Origin of the sequence: Streptomyces sp. (assembly GCF_031181705.1) — a bacterium.
Taxonomy (GTDB): Bacteria; Actinomycetota; Actinomycetes; order Streptomycetales; family Streptomycetaceae; genus Streptomyces.
Genome location: NZ_JAPSKN010000098.1, coordinates 5,171 through 22,268, shown reverse-complemented (window position 1 = coordinate 22,268; position 17,098 = coordinate 5,171). Strand labels below are relative to the sequence as shown.

Below are 17,098 nucleotides of genomic sequence, written 5' to 3'. Positions count from 1 at the left end.
ACGACCACCGGGGGCGGTTCTACTCTTGTGGGCGGACAACTTGCTGCACACCCCCACGAAACAGGAGCCGGCGGAATGGATCACAGCGGGCACGGCATGACCATGGATCTGCCGCCGTTCACGCTGGGGCGAGGTCTTCAATGGTCGGCGGACCCGTTCTTCCTCGTCGCCTGCCTGGTGGGGCTGGCGCTGTACGGCTGGGGCGTCGTGCGGCTGACGCGGCGCGGGGACAAGTGGCCCGTCGGCCGGACCGTCGCCTACGCCCTGGGGGTGCTGAGCATCATGCTCATGATGTGCACCCAGCTGAACGACTACGGCATGGTGATGTTCAGCGTGCACATGGTGCAGCACATGGTGATCAGCATGGTCTCGCCCATCCTCATCCTGCTCGGGGCGCCGATCACCCTGGCGCTGCGGGCGCTGCCGACGGCGGGGCGAGGCCGCAAGGGACCGCGCGAGCTGCTGCTGATGTTCCTGCACAGCCGGTACATGCGGATCGTCACGCACCCGGCGTTCACGATCCCGCTGTTCATCGCGAGCCTGTACGGGCTGTACTTCACCCCGCTGTTCGACACGCTGATGGGCTCCAAGGCCGGGCACATCGCGATGATGGTGCACTTCCTCGCCGTCGGCCTGGTGTTCTTCTGGCCGATCATGGGCGTGGACCCGGGCCCGCACCGGCCGGGCTACCTGATGCGGATGCTGGAGCTGTTCGCGGGCATGCCCTTCCACGCCTTCTTCGGGATCGCGCTGATGATGGCGTCCCAGCCGATGGTGACGACGTTCGAGAACCCGCCCGCCTCCCTCGGCATCGAGGCGCTGTCCGACCAGAACGCGGCGGGCGGCATCGCCTGGGCGTTCAGCGAGATCCCGTCCGTGCTGGTCCTGATCGCGCTGCTGTTCCAGTGGTACGCCTCGGAGCAGCGTCAGGCCAGGCGCACGGACCGGGCCGCCGAGCGGGACGGTGACAAGGAGCTGGAGGCGTACAACGCCTATCTGGCCTCGCTGAACACGCAGGGGCGCTGAAACCGGCTCGTGTACGGCCCGTGCGCGCCGGGCGCCCGCCGGGCACCATGGAGGGACCGGACCACGAGGAGGGCGCCGCGATGCCAGGTTCCACGAACGGTTCCACGAACGGCTCCAGCGGGACGAAGACCATGGGGGTGCTCACCGTGGGCGGCCTCGTCGTGGTGACGGCCTACACGGTGGCGCTCGGCAGCAACGGCTGGCTGTGGTTCGGCTGGGTCGTCCTGGGCCTGATCACCCTGGGCATGGTGGTCACCACGCGCAGCACCTGACGGCTCACTCGCGGGTCAGCCGGCCCGCCGAGTGCACCCCCGGCTGGTACTTCGGCAGACGGACGGTGATCTTCATGCCGGCACCGACGGCGGTCTCGATGACCAGGCCGTGGTCGTCGCCGTAGACCTGGCGGAGCCGGTCGTCGACGTTGGACAGGCCGATGCCGCCGGAGGGGCTGGCCTCGTGGGCGAGGATGCGGCGCAGCAGTCCGGGGTCCATGCCCGCGCCGTCGTCCTCGATGACGACCAGGGCCTCGGCTCCCGCGTCCTGCGCGGTGATCTGGATGTGGCACTTGCCCGGGGGGACGGCCTTGCCCTCCAGGCCGTGCTTGACGGCGTTCTCGACGAGCGGCTGCAGGCACAGGAAGGGCAGGGCGACCGGCAGCACCTCCGGCGCTATCTGGAGGGTGACGGAGAGCCGGTCGCCGAAGCGGGCGCGCACCAGGGCCAGGTAGTGGTCGATGGCGTGCAGCTCGTCGGCGAGGGTGGTGAAGTCGCCGTGCCGGCGGAACGAGTAGCGGGTGAAGTCGGCGAACTCCAGGAGCAGTTCGCGGGCGCGCTCGGGGTCGGTGCGCACGAAGCTCGCGATCACCGCGAGCGAGTTGAAGATGAAGTGCGGGGAGATCTGGGCGCGCAGCGCCTTGATCTCGGCCTCGATGAGGCGGGTGCGCGACTGGTCGAGGTCCGCCAGTTCCAGCTGCACCGACACCCAGCGGGCGACCTCGCCGGCGGCCCGGACCAGGACGGCGGACTCGCGGGGCGCACAGGCGACCAGGGCGCCGTGCACCCGGTCGTCGACGGTGAGCGGGGCGACGACCGCCCAGCGCACGGAGCAGTCCAGGCTGTCGCAGGTGAGCCGGAAGGCCTCGCCGCGGCCGGTGTCCAGGGGGCCCGCGAGGCGTTCCATGATCTCGGTGCGGTGGTGGGCGCCGTCGCCGTCCCAGACCAGGACCTGTGCGCGGTCGGTGAGGCACAGGGCGTCGGTGCCGAGCAGGGAGCGCAGTTTGCGGGCGGACTTGCGGGCGGTCTCCTCCGTGAGGCCGGACCGCAGCGGGGGCGCGGCGAGGGATGCGGTGTGCAGGGTCTCGAAGGTGGCGTGCTCGACGGGGGTGCCGAGGCCGGCGAGGCTCTTGGCCCGGGCGGTGCGCCGGCCGAGCCAGACGCCGAGGGCCAGGACCGGGAGCACGGCGACGCACAGCCCGGCCAGGAAGTCGCTCATGCGCTCACCTCCGTGCGCAGTTCCTCGGGCAGGTGGAAGCGGGCCAGGACCGCGGCCGTGCCCGGCGGGACACGGCCGGGGGTGGCGAGGGACACCAGGATCATGGTGAGGAAGCCCAGCGGCACCGACCACAGGGCGGGCCAGGCGAGCAGGGCGTGCAGGGCGGCGCCCCGGCCCGGGTAGCCCGCCATGGTCGCGGCGACCGCCAGCAGGGCCGAGCCGCCCCCGACCAGCATCCCGGCGGCGGCGCCGGGCGGGGTCAGCCGCCGCCACCAGATACCGAGGACCAGGAGCGGGCAGAACGAGGACGCGGACACCGCGAAGGCGAGGCCGACGGCGTCGGCGACCGGGAGCCCGCCGACCAGGACGCTCGCCGCGAGCGGCACGGCCATGGCCAGGACGGTCCCGAGCCGGAAGTGCCGCACGCCCCGGGACGGCAGCACGTCCTGGGTGAGGACGCCCGCGACGGCCATGGTCAGACCCGAGGCCGTGGACAGGAACGCGGCGAAGGCGCCGCCCGCGACCAGGGCTCCCAGCAGATCGCCGCCCACTCCCCCGATCATCCGGTCGGGCAGCAGGAGGACGGCGGCGTCCGGGTCTCCGGTGAGGGTCAGTTCGGGGGCGTAGAGGCGGCCGAGGGCGCCGTAGACGGGGGGCAGGAGGTAGAAGGCGCCGATCAGGCCGAGGACGGCGACGGTGGTGCGGCGGGCGGCCACGCCGTGCGGGCTGGTGTAGAAGCGGACCACGACGTGGGGCAGGCCCATGGTGCCGAGGAACGTGGCGAGGATCAGCCCGTAGGTGGCGTACAGGGGGCGTTCGGCGCGGCTCTCGGCCTGCGACGGGGAGAGGTCGCCGCCCTGGGTGCGCTCGGCCGCGGGGACGGTCGCGCCCTCGGCGAAGGTGAGCCGGGTGCCGGCTTCGATGTGGTGGGTGCCGGCGGGAAGCTCGAGGCGGGTGCCGGTGTGGGTGCGGCCGTCGACGGTGCCGGTGACCGTGACGGCCAGGGGCCGGTCCAGTTTCAGGTCGACGCCGTCGTCGACGCGGACGACCCGCTGCTCGCGGAAGGTGGCCGGTTCGTCGAAGGCGTGGCGCGGGGCGCCGTCACCCCGCCAGGCGAGGACCAGGAAGAGGGCGGGGACGAGGAGGGCGGTGAGCTTCAGCCAGTACTGGAAGGCCTGGACGAAGGTGATGCTGCGCATGCCGCCGGCGGCGACGGTCGCGGTGACGACGACGGCGACGATCACACCGCCCAGCCAGTCGGGCGCCCCGGTCAGCACGGTCAGGGTGAGTCCGGCGCCCTGCAGCTGGGGCAGCAGGTAGAGCCAGCCGACGCCGACGACGAAGGCTCCCGCGAGCCGCCGTACGGCCTGGGAGGCGAGGCGGGCCTCGGCGAAGTCGGGCAGCGTGTAGGCGCCGGAGCGGCGCAGCGGGGCGGCGACGAAGAGCAGCAGGACCAGGTAGCCGGCGGTGTAGCCGACCGGGTACCAGAGCATGTCGGGGCCCTGGACCAGGACGAGGCCCGCTATGCCGAGGAAGGAGGCGGCGGAGAGGTACTCGCCGCTGATGGCGGCGGCGTTCAGACGCGGGCCGACGGTGCGGGAGGCGACGTAGAAGTCGGAGGTGGTGCGGGAGATGCGCAGGCCGAAGGCGCCGACGAGGACCGTGGCGACGACGACCAGGGCGACGGCGGGGACGGCGTAGCTGGAGTTCATGGGCGCGGCGTCAGCGGTCCTCGACGAGGCGGACGAAGTCGCGCTCGTTGCGCTCGGCGCGGCGGACGTACCAGCGGGCGAGCAGGACCAGCGGGAGGTAGAGGCCGAAGCCGAGGACGGCCCACTCCAGGCGGCGGGCGTCGGGCAGCGCGGCGAAGAGCAGCGGCAGCGGGCCGACGAGCAGGCCGAGGACCGCGAAGACGGTGAGGGCGGCGCGCAGCTGGGTGCGCATCAGGGAGCGGACGTAGGTGTGGCCGAGGGTGGTCTGCTCGTCGATCTCGGTGCGCGGGCGGTAGTAGCCCGACGTCCTGCGGATCTGCCGGGGCGGGCCGGTGACGACGACGCGGCGTTCGGTGTGGTCCTGGGGCACCGTCACGTCCTCCTCATGAGCAGGTCGCGCAGTTCGCGGGTGTGGCGCCGGCTGACCTGGAGTTCCTCGGAGCCGACGAGGACGCTCACGGTGCCGGCGTCGAGGCGGAGTTCGCCGATGTGGCGCAGGGCGACGAGGTGGCGGCGGTGGATGCGGACGAAGCCGCGTGAGCGCCAGCGCTCCTCCAGGGTGGACAGCGGGATGCGGACCAGGTGGCTGCCCTTGTCGGTGTGCAGGCGGGCGTAGTCGCCCTGGGCCTCGACATGGGTGATGTCCTCGACGGCGACGAAGCGGGTCACGCCGCCGAGCTCGACGGGTATGTGGTCCGGGTCGGGTTCGCTCACGGGGATGCGGGGCGTGGTGCCGCGCAGCTCGGCGGCCCGGCGGACGGCTTCGGCGAGGCGTTCCTTGCGGACGGGCTTGAGGACGTAGTCGACGGCCTTGAGGTCGAATGCCTGGACGGCGAAGTCCTCGTGGGCGGTGACGAACACGACGAGCGGCGGGCGGGCGAAGCCGGTGAGCAGCCGGGCCAGGTCGAGGCCGTCGAGTCCTGGCATCTGGATGTCGAGGAAGACGACGTCGATGGCCTCGGGCCCGCCCGGGCCGGACTCCAGGGCGCGGTTGATGCGGCGCAGTGCCTCGGTCGCGTCGCCGGCGCCCTCCGCGCTGCCGATGCGGGGATCGGCCCGCAGCAGGTAGAGCAGTTCCTCGAGCGAGGGGCGTTCGTCGTCGACAGCCAGGGCGCGCAGCATGAACCCGGAGTGTAGGGGCGATCCCCGCCGTCCGGACACGTGGATACAGTGCCCGCATGAACAGCAGGCCGTCCACGGCGTTCGACGAGCTCGACCGGAAGATCGTCACGGCCTTGATGGCGAACGCCCGGACGTCGTTCGCGGAGATCGGCACGGCGATCGGGCTGTCGGCCACGGCGGTCAAGCGGCGGGTCGACCGGCTGCGGGAGACGGGCGTGATCACCGGGTTCACGGCGACGGTGAAGCCGTCGGCGCTGGGCTGGCGCACGGAGGCCTACGTCGAGGTGTACTGCGAGGGCGCCGCTCCGCCGCGGCGGCTGGCCGAGGTGGTGCGCGACTACCCCGAGATCGCCGCGGCGATGACGGTGACCGGCGGCGCGGACGCGCTGCTGCACGTGCGGGCGCGGGACGTGGAGCACTTCGAGGAGGTGCTGGAGCGGATCCGGCAGGAACCGTTCATCCGGAAGACGATCAGCGTGATGGTGCTGTCCCATCTGCTGCCGGAGAGTCCGGAGGCCGGGGCCAGCCACCCGGCGCCCCAGTAGCGCCCGAGTGGCGCAGCGGACGTGCGCCGGCCGACCGGAAGACGCAGCGTTCCTGCGTGGACGCGCACGCTTTGTTTCTTGTCGGCACCCCCTGTCGATTCCTACCGTTGTGTCAACCACCAGTCACACACCGTAAGGAAGCGGAGGGACCCCTTCGTGCCCGACTCCCGTGTGCCGCGCCGGCGGCGCTACCTCGTCTGCGAACCCAGACACTTCGCCGTGCAGTACGCGATCAACCCCTGGATGCACCCCGACGAACCCGTCGACGTGCTCCGGGCCCTGGACCAGTGGCAGGCGCTGGTCGACACCTACCGTGCCCACGGCCATACCGTGGACCGTGTGAAACCCGTTCCCGGCCTGCCCGACATGGTCTTCGCCGCGAACGCGGCGGTCGTGGTCGACGGCCGCGTCTTCGGCTCGCTCTTCCACGCGCCCGAGCGCCGGCCCGAGTCCGTGCCCTACGAGGCGTGGTTCAAGGCGGAGGGCTACGAGGTCTACCACCCCGAGTCGGTCTGCGAGGGCGAGGGCGATCTGGTCCCGGCCGGGCGCTGGATCCTCGCCGGGACGGGCTTCCGCACGACCCGGGAGGCGCACAGCGAGGTACAGGAGTACTTCGGGGTGCCGGTGATCGGCCTGACCCTGGTGGATCCGTACTTCTACCACCTGGACACGGCGCTGTTCGTCCTCGACGACGAGCACGACGGGAACATCGCCTACTACCCCGAGGCGTTCTCGCCGGGCAGCCGCGAGGTGCTGGCCCGGCTGTACCCGGACGCGGTGCTCGCCACCCGCGAGGACGCGATGGCCTTCGGGCTGAACTCCGTCTCCGACGGGCGCCACGTCTTCATCTCACCCGGGGCGACGGGCCTGGCCGGGCAGCTGGCCGACCGCGGCTACGTCCCCGTCCCCGTCGACCTGTCCGAGTTCCACAAGGCAGGGGGCGGCATCAAGTGCTGCACCCAGGAGATCCGGGAGATCCGCTCATGACCGCACCCGTCACCACCCGTGGCCCGCAGGACACCCCCGGCCGGCGGGGCGGCCGCGGCTCCGAGGAGCTCATCCGCGCGGAGGAGCCGGTCCTCGCGCACAACTACCACCCGCTGCCCGTGGTCGTCGCCCGCGCCGAGGGCACCTGGGTGGAGGACGTGGAGGGCCGCCGCTATCTCGACATGCTGGCCGGCTACTCCGCCCTCAACTTCGGCCACCGGCACCCGGCGCTGATCGAGGCGGCCCACCGTCAGCTGGACCGGCTGACCCTGACCTCGCGTGCCTTCCACAACGACCGGCTCGCGGAGTTCGCCGAGCGGCTGGCCGCGCTCACCGGGCAGGACATGGTGCTGCCGATGAACACCGGCGCGGAGGCGGTGGAGAGCGGTGTGAAGGTGGCCCGCAAGTGGGCCTACGACGTCAAAGGCGTGCCGGCGGACCGGGCGACGATCGTGGTGGCCGCGGACAACTTCCACGGCCGGACGACGACGATCGTCAGCTTCTCCACGGACGAGACCGCGCGGACCGGCTTCGGGCCCTTCACCCCGGGGTTCCGGATCGTGCCGTACAACGACCTGGCCGCGCTGGAGGCGGCGGTCGACGACACGACGGCGGCGGTATTGATCGAGCCGATCCAGGGCGAGGCCGGGGTGATCGTCCCGGACGACGGCTACCTGGCCGGCGTGCGCGAGCTGACCCGCCGCAAGGGCTGTCTGTTCGTGGCGGACGAGATCCAGTCCGGGCTGGGCCGGACGGGCAGCACGCTGGCGGTCGAGCACGAGTCGGTGGTGCCGGACGTGGTGCTGCTGGGCAAGGCGCTGGGCGGCGGCATCGTGCCGGTGTCGGCGGTGGTCGGGCGCCGGGAGGTGCTCGGGGTGCTGCACCCGGGCGAGCACGGCTCGACCTTCGGCGGCAACCCGCTGGCGGCCGCGGTCGGCACGGCGGTGGTCGGTTTGCTGGAGACCGGCGAGTTCCAGCGCCGGGCGGCCGACCTGGGCGTGATCCTGCGCGAGGGCCTGGCCCGACTGGTGGGCAGGGGCGTGGTGGGCTTCCGCGCGCGCGGCCTGTGGGCGGGCGTCGACATCGACCCCGCGCTCGGCACCGGCCGCGAGATCAGTGAGCGCCTCATGGGAGAGGGGGTGCTGGTGAAGGACACCCACGGCTCGACGATCCGCCTGGCACCACCGCTGACCATCACCGGCGAGGAGCTCCAGGGGGCGCTCGGGGCCCTGGAGAAGGTCCTCGGTTAGGCGGGCCGCAGGCCGCGGGCCGGGCGGGCGGCTGTCCGGCCCGCGCCTCCCCGACCGGCCCTGCACAAGCCGCCCCCTCTCCCCGGAAGGGTGAAGATGGGGGCAAGAGGTGGTAGACCACTCTCAGCGACAGAGAGGTCGGCCGTGGGCGCAGACGAGGAGTACGGCACTGCCCGGCAGCGGTTCGACGTGGCCGACGCGGCGCCCCTGCTGCTCGATCCGCAGGGCGTGGTGACGGGCTGGACCGACGACGCCCGGCGCCTGCTGGCGTACCGGGCCGGCGAGGCGGTGGGCCGGAAACTCGCCGACCTGCTGGTCGCCGAGGACGCGCAGCGGGTGCCGGACCTGGTCGAGCGGTGTCGCAGGCACGGCGGCTGGCGCGGGTTGCTGACGGCCCGCCACAAGGAGGGTCGGCCGGTGCGGGTCGCGGCCCGGATCGTCCCGGCCGAGGAGGCGAACGGCGGCTCCCGCTGGCTGGTGCTGCTGTCGGAGCTGGCCGGCGCACCCGGCTGGGACATGAGCCGTGCGGTGCTGGAGCGGATGGTCGCCGACGCCCCGGTCGGGATCGCGATCGTGGACACCGACCTGCGGTTCGTGTGGTCCAATCCCGCCCTGGAGCAGTTCGGCGGCGGACCGGCCCCGCGCCGGCTCGGTCTGCGGTTCGCGGACGTGCAGCCGGGCCTGGACGCGCAGGCGGTCGAGGCGCAGATGCGGCAGGTGCTGGAGACGGGCGAGCCGATCGTCGGATACGAGCACGTGGGGCATGTGCGGTCGGCGCCGCTGCGCGAGACGGCGCACATGATGTCCTTCACGCGCCTGGAGGACGAGCGGGGCAACCCCATAGGCGTCTACTACACGGTCGTGGACATGACCGAGCGGCACCGCGCGCGACAGCGGCTGGCGCTGCTCGACCGGGCCGGCGAGAGCATCGGCCGGAGCCTGGACCTGATGCGCACCGCGCAGGAGCTGGCGGACGTGGCGGTGCCGGGACTGGCCGACTTCGTCTCCGTGGACCTGCTGGAGACGGTGCTGGGCGGCGGCGAGCTGGCGCCCGGGCCGCTCCCGGACAAGGCGGAGCCGGTGGCGCTGCGCCGCGCGGGCCACCGCTTCGCGGACGACGACCCGCCGGCGGTGGTCGTCCCGGTCGGTGACGTGGCGACCTATGCGGCCGACTCGCCCCCGGTGCGGTGCCTGACCTCGGGCCGGTCCTGGCGCGCGGAGCGGCTCGACCCTTCGGCCCGGGACTGGACGACCGACGCTCCGGGCGGCCGCCGGGCCACCTTCCGGGAACTGGGCCTGCACAGCGTGATGACCGTGCCGATCCGCTCGCGCGGCACCACCCTGGGGGTCACCGGCTTCTACCGGCGCACCCACCGGGAACCCTTCGACGCGGAGGACCTGCGCCTTGCGGAGGACCTCGTCGCCCGCGCGGCCGTCTGCCTGGACAACGCCCACCGCTACACGCGCGAGCGCGACGCCGCGCTCGTGCTGCAGCGCAGTCTGCTCCCGCACCGGCTGCCCGAGCAGGACGCCGTCGAGGTGGCCGCGTGCTACCGGCCGGCGGACGAGCTGACCGGGCTGGGCGGCGACTGGTACGACCTCATCCCGCTGTCCGGGGCGCGGGTCGCGCTCGTCGTGGGCGAGGTGCCCGGGCACGGCATCGACGCCGCGGCGGCCATGGGGCAGCTGCGGACCGCCGTGCGGACCCTTGCCGCGCTGGATCTGCCGCCCGAGGAGGTGCTGGCGCACCTGGACGACCTGGTGGCGCGGTCGGCGCGGGAGGAGGGGGCCGAACCCGGGGCGGCGGGCGCCGACGGCGGGCGATCGGTGGGCGCCGGATGTCTGTACGCCGTGTACGACCCGGTCGACGGCGGCTGTGCGATGGCCGCGGCGGGCCAGCCGGCCCCGGCGGTCGTGCGGCCCGACGGTTCGGTCACGTTCGTCGATCTCCCGCAGGGCCCGGCGCTCGGCGTGGGCGGCCCGCCCTTCGAGGCGGTCGAGCTGACTCTCCCGGAGGGCAGCACGCTGGCCCTGCACACCGACGGGCTGCTGGCCCGCGGCGAGACCTGGGCCGTCGACGCCGGCCGGGAGCGGCTGCGCCGGGCGCTGGAACAGGCAGGTCCGCTCGAGACGTACTGCCGGACCGTGGTCGACGCCCTGGTGCCGGCCCGTCCGTACGACGACGTGGCCCTGCTGATGGCCCGGACGAAACGTCTCGGCACCGGGCAGGTGGCGGCCTGGGAACTGCCCTCCGACCCGGCCGTGGTCGCCGAGGCCCGCCGCACGGCCACCCGGCAGCTGGCGCGCTGGGGCCTGGACGAGCTGGTCTTCACCATGGAACTGGTGGTCAGCGAGCTGGTCACCAACGCCATCCGGTACTCCAGCGGGCCCATCCGGCTCCGGCTGATCCGGGAGCGCGCCCTGGTGTGCGAGGTCTTCGACAGCGGCGCCACCGCGCCCCATCTGCGCCATCCCCGCACGACGGACGAGGGCGGGCGCGGGCTGCTGCTGGTCTCCCAGCTCACCCAGCGGTGGGGCACGCGCTTCATTCCCGACGGAAAGATCATCTGGGCCGAGCAGCCGCTGACGACCGTCCCGGAGTGATGCCCGGGTGACGCCCCCCATACCGTGCGAGACTTTCCCAGTTCGGGCATCGGTGAGGCGGCGGCCATGACGGATGCGGTGATCGACTGCGCGGGCGGTGTTCCGGTGCCTGCCCGGCATGGTGGCGCTCCTGACGCCCGAGCTGGTGTACGCGGACGCCAGTTCGTCCGGGGCTCCGGCCGCTTGCGCGAGCAGCTGGTCGGCCGTCATGTCTTCGACGTCTTCCCCGACAACTCCAACGACCCGGCCGCGACCGGCATGCGCACCCTAAAGGCGTCGCCGTACCGGGCCCTGACCACCGGCGAGCGCGACGCCATGGCGCTGCAGCGCTACGACGTCGGGGCCCCGGACCGCCCCGGGGGCGGGAGGAGCGCTACCGGACCCCGGTGAACGCGCCGGTGCTGGGCCCCGACTGGAGCTGCTGCCGTCCGGCGGCACCACGGACGACACGGCGCTGGTCATCGTCCGGCTGCGACCGTCACATCCGGGCCTTGCCGTGGTCGAGCAGGCGCACCCGGTCCACGTTCTGCCGGTCCTCGGCGTCCGTGCTGGGCACTGCCCCGAACCAGGCGTCGAGGATCTCCTTCAGCAGCGGCTCGGACGTCAGCCGCAGGCTGAGCGCGAGCACGTTCGCGTCGTTCCAGCGGCGGGCTCCGTCGGCCGTGTAGGCGTCCGTGCACAGGGCCGCCCGGACGCCGGGGACCTTGTTGGCGGCGATGGAGGCGCCCGTGCCGGTCCAGCAGCACACCACGGCCTGGTCGGCCGTCCCGTCGGCGACCTCGCGGGCCGCGGCCTCGGAGCACACCGCCCACTGCGGGTCGTCGCCGGGGCGCAGCGCGCCGTGCGGGCGCACCTCGTGCCCCCGGTCGCGCAGCGCGGCCACGAGGGAGCGGGCGACTGGCTCGTCCATGTCCGAGGAAACAGAGATCCGCATGGTTCGCAGACTACTCGGCGGGGCCGCAAGAACCAGTGGCCGGACAGGTACCCCGGTATTCCGACATGCCCTGCGTCCGGCTTGCCGGTCCCCCGTGCGGAGCGGCACGCGGGTCCCGCGATGCTCCCCGGCCGCAGGCGCACCACCGGCCCCACCCGGCCTGACTGACCATCAGTCAAAGCGTGAAGGATCCGCGCGGTCCTGCCGACGAGCTGCCCGGCGACCGCCGCTGCGCCTACACTGGCACCCCACGACATGCCGGTTGACCTGCTGGAACGCGGCGGTTGAGTCCACCGCGAGAGTCGAGGAGCGCCCGCCTTGTTCTACCATCTGCTGAAATACGTGCTGCTGGGCCCCCTGCTGAGACTGGTCTTCCGACCTCGGATCGAGGGCCTGGAGCACGTGCCGGCGGAGGGCGCCGCGATCATCGCCGGCAATCACCTGTCGTTCTCGGACCACTTCCTGATGCCCGCGATCCTCAAGCGGCGCATCACCTTCCTCGCGAAGGCCGAGTACTTCACGGGCCCGGGCGTCAAAGGCCGCCTGACGGCCTTCTTCTTCCGCAGCGCGGGGCAGATCCCGGTCGACCGCTCCGGCAAGGACGCGGGCCAGGCGGCCATCCGCGAGGGCCTCGGCGTGCTGAGCAAGGACGAATTGCTCGGCATCTACCCCGAGGGCACCCGCTCGCACGACGGCCGCCTCTACAAGGGCAAGGTCGGTGTCGCGGTGATGGCCCTCAAGGCGGGTGTCCCGGTCGTGCCCTGCGCGATGATCGGCACGTTCGAGGCCCAGCCGCCCGGCAAGGTCATCCCCCACATCCACCCGGTCGTGATCCGCTTCGGCGAGCCCCTCGACTTCTCCCGCTACGAGGGCATGGAGAACGAGAAGGCCGTCCTGCGCGCCATCACCGACGAGATCATGTACGCGATCCTGTCACTGTCCGAGCAGGAGTACGTGGACCGGTACGCGGCCGACGTCAAGGCCGAGGAGGCCGCGGCCAGGCAGCGCAAGTTCCGGCGGGCCCCGCAGGGTTGACCTCTGCCGTGGGCAGAACCCGCTTCCCGGCCGGTCCACGGCGCCCTACGGTCGCGGCATGAGACGTGCGGTGGTGATCGGGGCCGGCGGGCAGATCGGCCGGCCGGCGGTGGCGGCACTGGCCCGGGACGGCTGGGCGGTGACGGCCGCCTCGCGTGGCGGCGGCCGGGACCCGGACTGGCCGGGGGAGGTCCGGGCCGAGCGGCTGGACCGCGAGGACGACGCGGCCCTGGGCGCGCTGATCGGCGACGGCTGTGACCTGGTGGTCGACATCGTGGCCTACGAGGCCCGGCACGCACGGCAGTTGACGGCCCTGGCCGGCCGCATCGGCTCGGCGGTGGTCGTGTCCACGGCGTCGGTGTACGAGGACGGCAGGGGCCGCGGCTTCGACACCATGGGCGAGCCCGGCGGGTTCCCCGAGTATCCGGTACCGATCCCCGAGCACCAGCCGACGGTGGCCTCCTCGGACGCCACCTACAGCACGCGCAAGGCGGCGGTGGAGCGTGAACTGCTCGCGGCGGGCGACCGGTTGCCGACGACCCTGCTGCGCGCGGGCGCGGTGCACGGACCGCACAGCCCGCTCCCCCGCGAGCTGTACTTCGTGAAGCGGAACCTCGACGGCCGGCGCAGGAGGGTGCTGGCGTACGGCGGTACCAGCCGGTTCCACCCGGCGGCCGCCCGGAACGTCGCCGAGCTGGTGCGGCTGGCCGCGGCCCGTCCCGGTTCCCGGGTGCTCAACGCCTGCGATCCACAGGCCCCGACGGTGGCCGAGATCGGCGCGGCCGTCGACGCGGTGATGGGGGCCGAGGCCGAGACGGTGCCGCTCGACGGGCCGGAGCCGTCGGCGTCGGTGGGCCGGACGCCCTGGTCCGTTCCGCACCCGGTGGTGTGCGACATGTCCGCCGCGGAACGGGAACTGGGCTACCGGCCGGTGGTGTCGTACGCCCGGAGCCTGCCGGAGACGGTGGAGTGGCTGACCCGTCGCCTGTCCGGCCGTGACTGGCGGGACGCGTTCCCCGTGCTCGCGCGGGCGTATCCCGAGCTGTTCGACTACGCGGCGGAGGACGCCTGGTTCACGGCATGAGCGTGGGGCGGCCGGATCTCCGGCCGCCCCACGTCACCGTCCGCCCGGCCGCTACGGCTTCGGCGTGGCGTGCGGCGCGCAGGTCACGTCCGCGCCGTCCAGCTTGCCCGAGAGCAGGTAGGCGTCGACCCGCGTGTTGACGCACGGGTTGGTCAGGCCGGTGACGCCGTGGGAGCCGGCGTCCTTCTCGGTGATCAGGCGCGAGCCCTTGAACCGCTGGTGCAGTTCGACGGCACCCCCGTACGGAGTGGCCGCGTCACGCTCGGACTGCACGATCAGCACCGGCGGCAGGCCCTTGCCGGTCTTCACGTTCAGCGGCGTCTGCTGCTTGACCGGCCAGGTGGCGCACGGGAGGTTCATCCAGGCGTTGGCCCAGGTCAGGAACGGGTGTTCCTGGTGGAGCCGCGTGTTGTCGCGGTCCCACTTCCGCCAGCTGGTGGGCCACTTGGCGTCGGCGCACTCCACGGCCGTGTACACGGCGTTGCCGTTCTCGGAGGCGGCGTTGCCCGCGGTGTCCGACAGATCGGGGGCAGCGGCGTCGACGAGCGCCTGGGTGTCCCCGGCGACGTACTTGCTGAAGACCGAGGCGACCGGCGCCCACGAGGAGTCGTAGTACGGGGCGCCCTGGAAGAAGGAGATCAGCTCGGCCGGGCCGACGACCCCGCCGATGGGGCTCTTCTTGGCGGTGGCGCGCAGCTTCAGCCACTGCTGCTGGACCTCGTCGCGGGTGTCGCCGAGATGGTAGGTCGCGTCGTTCTTCGCGACCCAGTCCTGCCAGTCCTTCCAGCGGCCCTCGAAGGCGACGTCCTGGTCCAGGTTGGCCTGGTACCAGATCTTCTCGCGGGAGGGGTTGACGACGCTGTCGACGACCATGCGGCGCACGTGGCCGGGGAAGAGCGTGCCGTAGACGGCGCCGAGGTAGGTGCCGTAGGAGACGCCGAGGTAGTTGAGCTTCTTCTCGCCGAGGGCGGCGCGGATGACGTCGAGGTCGCGCGCGGTGTTCGGCGTGGTCATGTGCGGCAGCATCCAGCCGCTGCGCTCCTCGCACCCCTCGGCGTACTCGCGGGCCAGCTTGCGCTGGGCGAGCTTGTCGGCCTCGGAGTCGGGCACCGGGTCCATCTTGGGCGCCTTGACGAACTCCTGCGGGTCGACGCAGGAGATCGGCGTGGACTTGCCGACGCCGCGCGGGTCGAAGCCCACGAAGTCGTACGCCTTGGCCGCGTTGGCCCAGATGGGGTTCTTGCTGGTGACCCGGGCCGGGAAGCGGAGTCCGGAGCCGCCGGGGCCGCCGGGGTTGTAGATGAGCGCGCCCTGCCGCTCCTCTTTCGTTCCCGTGTTGCCGATGCGGTCGACGGCGAGCTTGATCTGCTTGCCGTACGGCTTGGCGTAGTCGAGCGGCACGGTGACGTACCCGCACTGGATCGGCTTGGCCAGGTTCCAGTCGGCGGGGCAGTCCTGCCAGTCGATGCCGGCCTTCGCGGCGCGGTCGGCGGCGACGGCGGCCCCCCGGGCCTCGCGGTCCTGGCCGGGGCCGCTGCCCGCGCTCGCGTTCGCCGTGGGCGCCGCGACGGCGCCGGCTATCAGCGTGGCCGTGACGAGCGCGCCGGCCGAGCCGAGCGCCGCCACCCGCCTCTTCGGTCTCGTACCCCTCAAGTGGGACCTCCCCGTACGCAGTTGCGATCAGTACGGGGGATCCTCGCGGCTGTGAGGTCCCCGGCAACAGGGGCGGACGCCCTTCTTTGCCAATCCGATAAACGGAGCACCGCTTCTGCTCGGCGGACGGCTACCCGAGGGTCGCGAGGGCCTCGTCGAGCAGCCGCCGCAGCCTCAGGGCATCCGGAGCCACCGCCGTGACCAGGGCGGCGGGGCCCGCGAGCGGCATGAGTGCCGCTCCCGGGCCCAGCATCGCGCTGTCCACCGGCTCGGTGGCGAACTCGGGACGAACCAGCACGAGTTGTCCCACCGCGCGGTGTCCGGCGAGGACCGCCGGTCCGTCCCAGCCGCCCGGTGCGCCGGGCCCGCAGGCCAGTTCCTGGTCGAGCACCAGCCGCCCGGCCACCCGCACGGTCAGCCGGCTCGTGAGACGTCCGGGTCGCTCACCGGCCCGCCCCAGCACCTGCTCCTCGCGCAGCACGAGCCGGGCCGTCGCGGCGAGCTCGACCCGGGTCGTGACGTACAGGTCGCTGCCCTGCGCGGAGATCAGCTGCTCGGGCAGCCAGTGCAGTTCCGCGTGGTCGGCGACGTCGAGGGCGACGTCGTAGCGGGCCTCGCCCTTGGTCTGGCCGGGCAGCGCGATGGTGGCGGCGGCCGATCCGACGGTCAGCCGTGCGCCTTGTTCGACCCGGCCCCGCACCGTGAAGTGGTCGCCGCCGAGCGGGCCGCTCATCGCGCCGACCAGCATGACCCGTGCGCCGGCGCCGGTGGCCCGGGTGCGCCGCAGCGCCAGCGGTCCGTCGCTCGCCAGCACGGGCAGCGCGGTTCCGCCCCGGCCGTCGTCCCGGGCGACGATCCGCGCCAGGGAGCGCACCCCGGCCGCGTTCACGCTCCCGCCGTCCACGCGGCGAGCCGCCCCCGCACCCACGCGGCGACGTCGGCGACCCCGGCACCGCCGCGCAGCGACTGGAACACCACCGGCAGTTCGGCGCGCTGCGCCTTGGCGTCGGCAGCCATGCGCGCCAGGTCGGAGCCGACGTACGGGGCGAGGTCGGTCTTGTTCACCACGAGCAGGTCGGCAGTGGTCACGCCGGGGCCGCCCTTGCGCGGGATGTCGTCGCCCCCGGCCACGTCGATGACGAAGATCTGCGCGTCGACGAGCCCTTTGGAGAAGGTGGCGGTGAGGTTGTCGCCGCCGGACTCCACGAGCACCAGGTCCAGCGGCCCGACCGCGTCCTCCAGGTCCTCCACCGCCTCCAGGTTCGCGGAGATGTCGTCCCGGATCGCGGTGTGCGGGCAGGCCCCCGTCTCGACGGCGGTGATCCGCTCGGGCGGCAGCACGGCCTCCCGGAGCAGGAACTCGGCGTCCTCCCGCGTGTAGATGTCGTTGGTGACGACGGCGAGCGCCAACTCGTCGCGCAGCGCCCGGCAGAGCGCGGCGACGGTGGCGGTCTTCCCCGAGCCGACGGGACCGCCGAGCCCGATCCGCAGGGCGCGGCGGCTGCCGTCGGGGCGGCGGGCGTCGGCGCTCACCGCGGTGGGGCCGTCGTGGTCGTGGTCGAGGTGCATGTGCGGCTCCTGGTGGGACGGGCCCGGGACTGCGGGCGACTGGGTATGGGGTGGCGGGGCCTGGGTGCCGGAGTGCGGGTGGGGGG

17 protein-coding genes are annotated in these 17,098 nt (G+C 73.1%); 9 read left to right on the top strand and 8 right to left on the bottom strand.

From position 1 onward, the window contains the following. Positions 1-75: 75 nt before the first annotated feature. Both RIN80_RS18875 and RIN80_RS18870 read left to right on the top strand, forming a co-directional pair. A complete protein-coding gene (locus tag RIN80_RS18875) occupies positions 76-1,026 on the top strand; it encodes a cytochrome c oxidase assembly protein (RefSeq protein ID WP_309096778.1) in 951 nt (316 codons plus the stop codon). A gap of 80 nt (positions 1,027-1,106) precedes the next feature. Beyond that, complete coding sequence (locus RIN80_RS18870; RefSeq protein ID WP_309096777.1) at positions 1,107-1,298, top strand: hypothetical protein; 192 nt, start codon at positions 1,107-1,109, stop codon at positions 1,296-1,298. 4 nt (positions 1,299-1,302) lie between these two features. On the opposite strand, the gene RIN80_RS18865 is transcribed toward RIN80_RS18870, so the two are convergent. The 4 genes from RIN80_RS18865 to RIN80_RS18850 are packed head-to-tail and all read right to left on the bottom strand — an operon-like array spanning position 1,303 to position 5,351. Further along, entirely contained in the window at positions 1,303-2,517 is a 1,215-nt protein-coding gene (locus RIN80_RS18865; RefSeq protein WP_309096776.1) for a histidine kinase, read from the bottom strand. Continuing rightward, positions 2,514-4,229, bottom strand: a complete 1,716-nt coding sequence (locus tag RIN80_RS18860) for a cation acetate symporter (protein ID WP_309096775.1) — start codon at positions 4,227-4,229, stop codon at positions 2,514-2,516. The genes RIN80_RS18865 and RIN80_RS18860 overlap by 4 nt, the downstream gene beginning before the upstream one ends. Before the next feature lie 10 nt (positions 4,230-4,239). Continuing rightward, a complete protein-coding gene (locus RIN80_RS18855; RefSeq protein ID WP_309096779.1) occupies positions 4,240-4,599 on the bottom strand; it encodes a hypothetical protein in 360 nt (119 codons plus the stop codon). Positions 4,600-4,601: 2 nt separating this feature from the next. Continuing rightward, the gene (locus tag RIN80_RS18850; protein ID WP_309096774.1) at positions 4,602-5,351 is read right to left on the bottom strand and encodes a LytTR family DNA-binding domain-containing protein; all 750 of its coding nucleotides are present in this window, start codon (positions 5,349-5,351) and stop codon (positions 4,602-4,604) included. Positions 5,352-5,407: 56 nt separating this feature from the next. Between RIN80_RS18850 and RIN80_RS18845 the strand changes: the two genes are divergently transcribed. The 5 genes from RIN80_RS18845 (at position 5,408) to RIN80_RS26600 (ending at position 11,127) form a co-directional block, all read left to right on the top strand. Beyond that, complete coding sequence (locus RIN80_RS18845; protein ID WP_309096773.1) at positions 5,408-5,896, top strand: Lrp/AsnC family transcriptional regulator; 489 nt, start codon at positions 5,408-5,410, stop codon at positions 5,894-5,896. 156 nt (positions 5,897-6,052) lie between these two features. Continuing rightward, on the top strand, positions 6,053-6,883 hold the full coding sequence (gene ddaH / locus RIN80_RS18840; protein WP_309096772.1) for a dimethylargininase: 831 nt from the start codon (positions 6,053-6,055) through the stop codon (positions 6,881-6,883). Further along, positions 6,880-8,133 (top strand): ornithine--oxo-acid transaminase, encoded by a 1,254-nt coding sequence (gene rocD, locus RIN80_RS18835; RefSeq protein ID WP_309096771.1) that lies wholly within the window; start codon positions 6,880-6,882, stop codon positions 8,131-8,133. The genes ddaH and rocD overlap by 4 nt, the downstream gene beginning before the upstream one ends. A gap of 144 nt (positions 8,134-8,277) precedes the next feature. Continuing rightward, positions 8,278-10,737: a SpoIIE family protein phosphatase gene (locus RIN80_RS18830; protein ID WP_309096770.1), complete on the top strand. Its 2,460-nt coding sequence runs from the start codon at positions 8,278-8,280 to the stop codon at positions 10,735-10,737. A 183-nt stretch (positions 10,738-10,920) separates the two neighbouring features. Beyond that, on the top strand, positions 10,921-11,127 hold the full coding sequence (locus tag RIN80_RS26600) for a hypothetical protein (protein ID WP_375141735.1): 207 nt from the start codon (positions 10,921-10,923) through the stop codon (positions 11,125-11,127). A gap of 88 nt (positions 11,128-11,215) precedes the next feature. On the opposite strand, the gene RIN80_RS18820 is transcribed toward RIN80_RS26600, so the two are convergent. Then, positions 11,216-11,671, bottom strand: a complete 456-nt coding sequence (locus RIN80_RS18820; RefSeq protein WP_309096769.1) for an RpiB/LacA/LacB family sugar-phosphate isomerase — start codon at positions 11,669-11,671, stop codon at positions 11,216-11,218. 318 nt (positions 11,672-11,989) lie between these two features. Here RIN80_RS18820 and RIN80_RS18815 point away from each other — a divergent pair, with 318 nt between their 5' ends. Together RIN80_RS18815 and RIN80_RS18810 are read left to right on the top strand one after the other, a co-directional pair. After that, the gene (locus RIN80_RS18815; RefSeq protein ID WP_309096768.1) at positions 11,990-12,706 is read left to right on the top strand and encodes a lysophospholipid acyltransferase family protein; all 717 of its coding nucleotides are present in this window, start codon (positions 11,990-11,992) and stop codon (positions 12,704-12,706) included. 58 nt (positions 12,707-12,764) lie between these two features. After that, on the top strand, positions 12,765-13,790 hold the full coding sequence (locus RIN80_RS18810) for an NAD-dependent epimerase/dehydratase family protein (protein WP_309096767.1): 1,026 nt from the start codon (positions 12,765-12,767) through the stop codon (positions 13,788-13,790). Between the two features lie 51 nt (positions 13,791-13,841). On the opposite strand, the gene RIN80_RS18805 is transcribed toward RIN80_RS18810, so the two are convergent. From RIN80_RS18805 to ureG, 3 genes are all read right to left on the bottom strand, one after another. Continuing rightward, positions 13,842-15,443, bottom strand: a complete 1,602-nt coding sequence (locus RIN80_RS18805; protein WP_309096766.1) for an alpha/beta hydrolase — start codon at positions 15,441-15,443, stop codon at positions 13,842-13,844. Between the two features lie 130 nt (positions 15,444-15,573). Further along, positions 15,574-16,347: an urease accessory protein UreD gene (locus tag RIN80_RS18800; RefSeq protein ID WP_309096765.1), complete on the bottom strand. Its 774-nt coding sequence runs from the start codon at positions 16,345-16,347 to the stop codon at positions 15,574-15,576. Next, on the bottom strand, positions 16,329-17,012 hold the full coding sequence (ureG, locus tag RIN80_RS18795; RefSeq protein WP_309096764.1) for an urease accessory protein UreG: 684 nt from the start codon (positions 17,010-17,012) through the stop codon (positions 16,329-16,331). The genes RIN80_RS18800 and ureG overlap by 19 nt, the downstream gene beginning before the upstream one ends. Positions 17,013-17,098 lie beyond the last annotated feature (86 nt).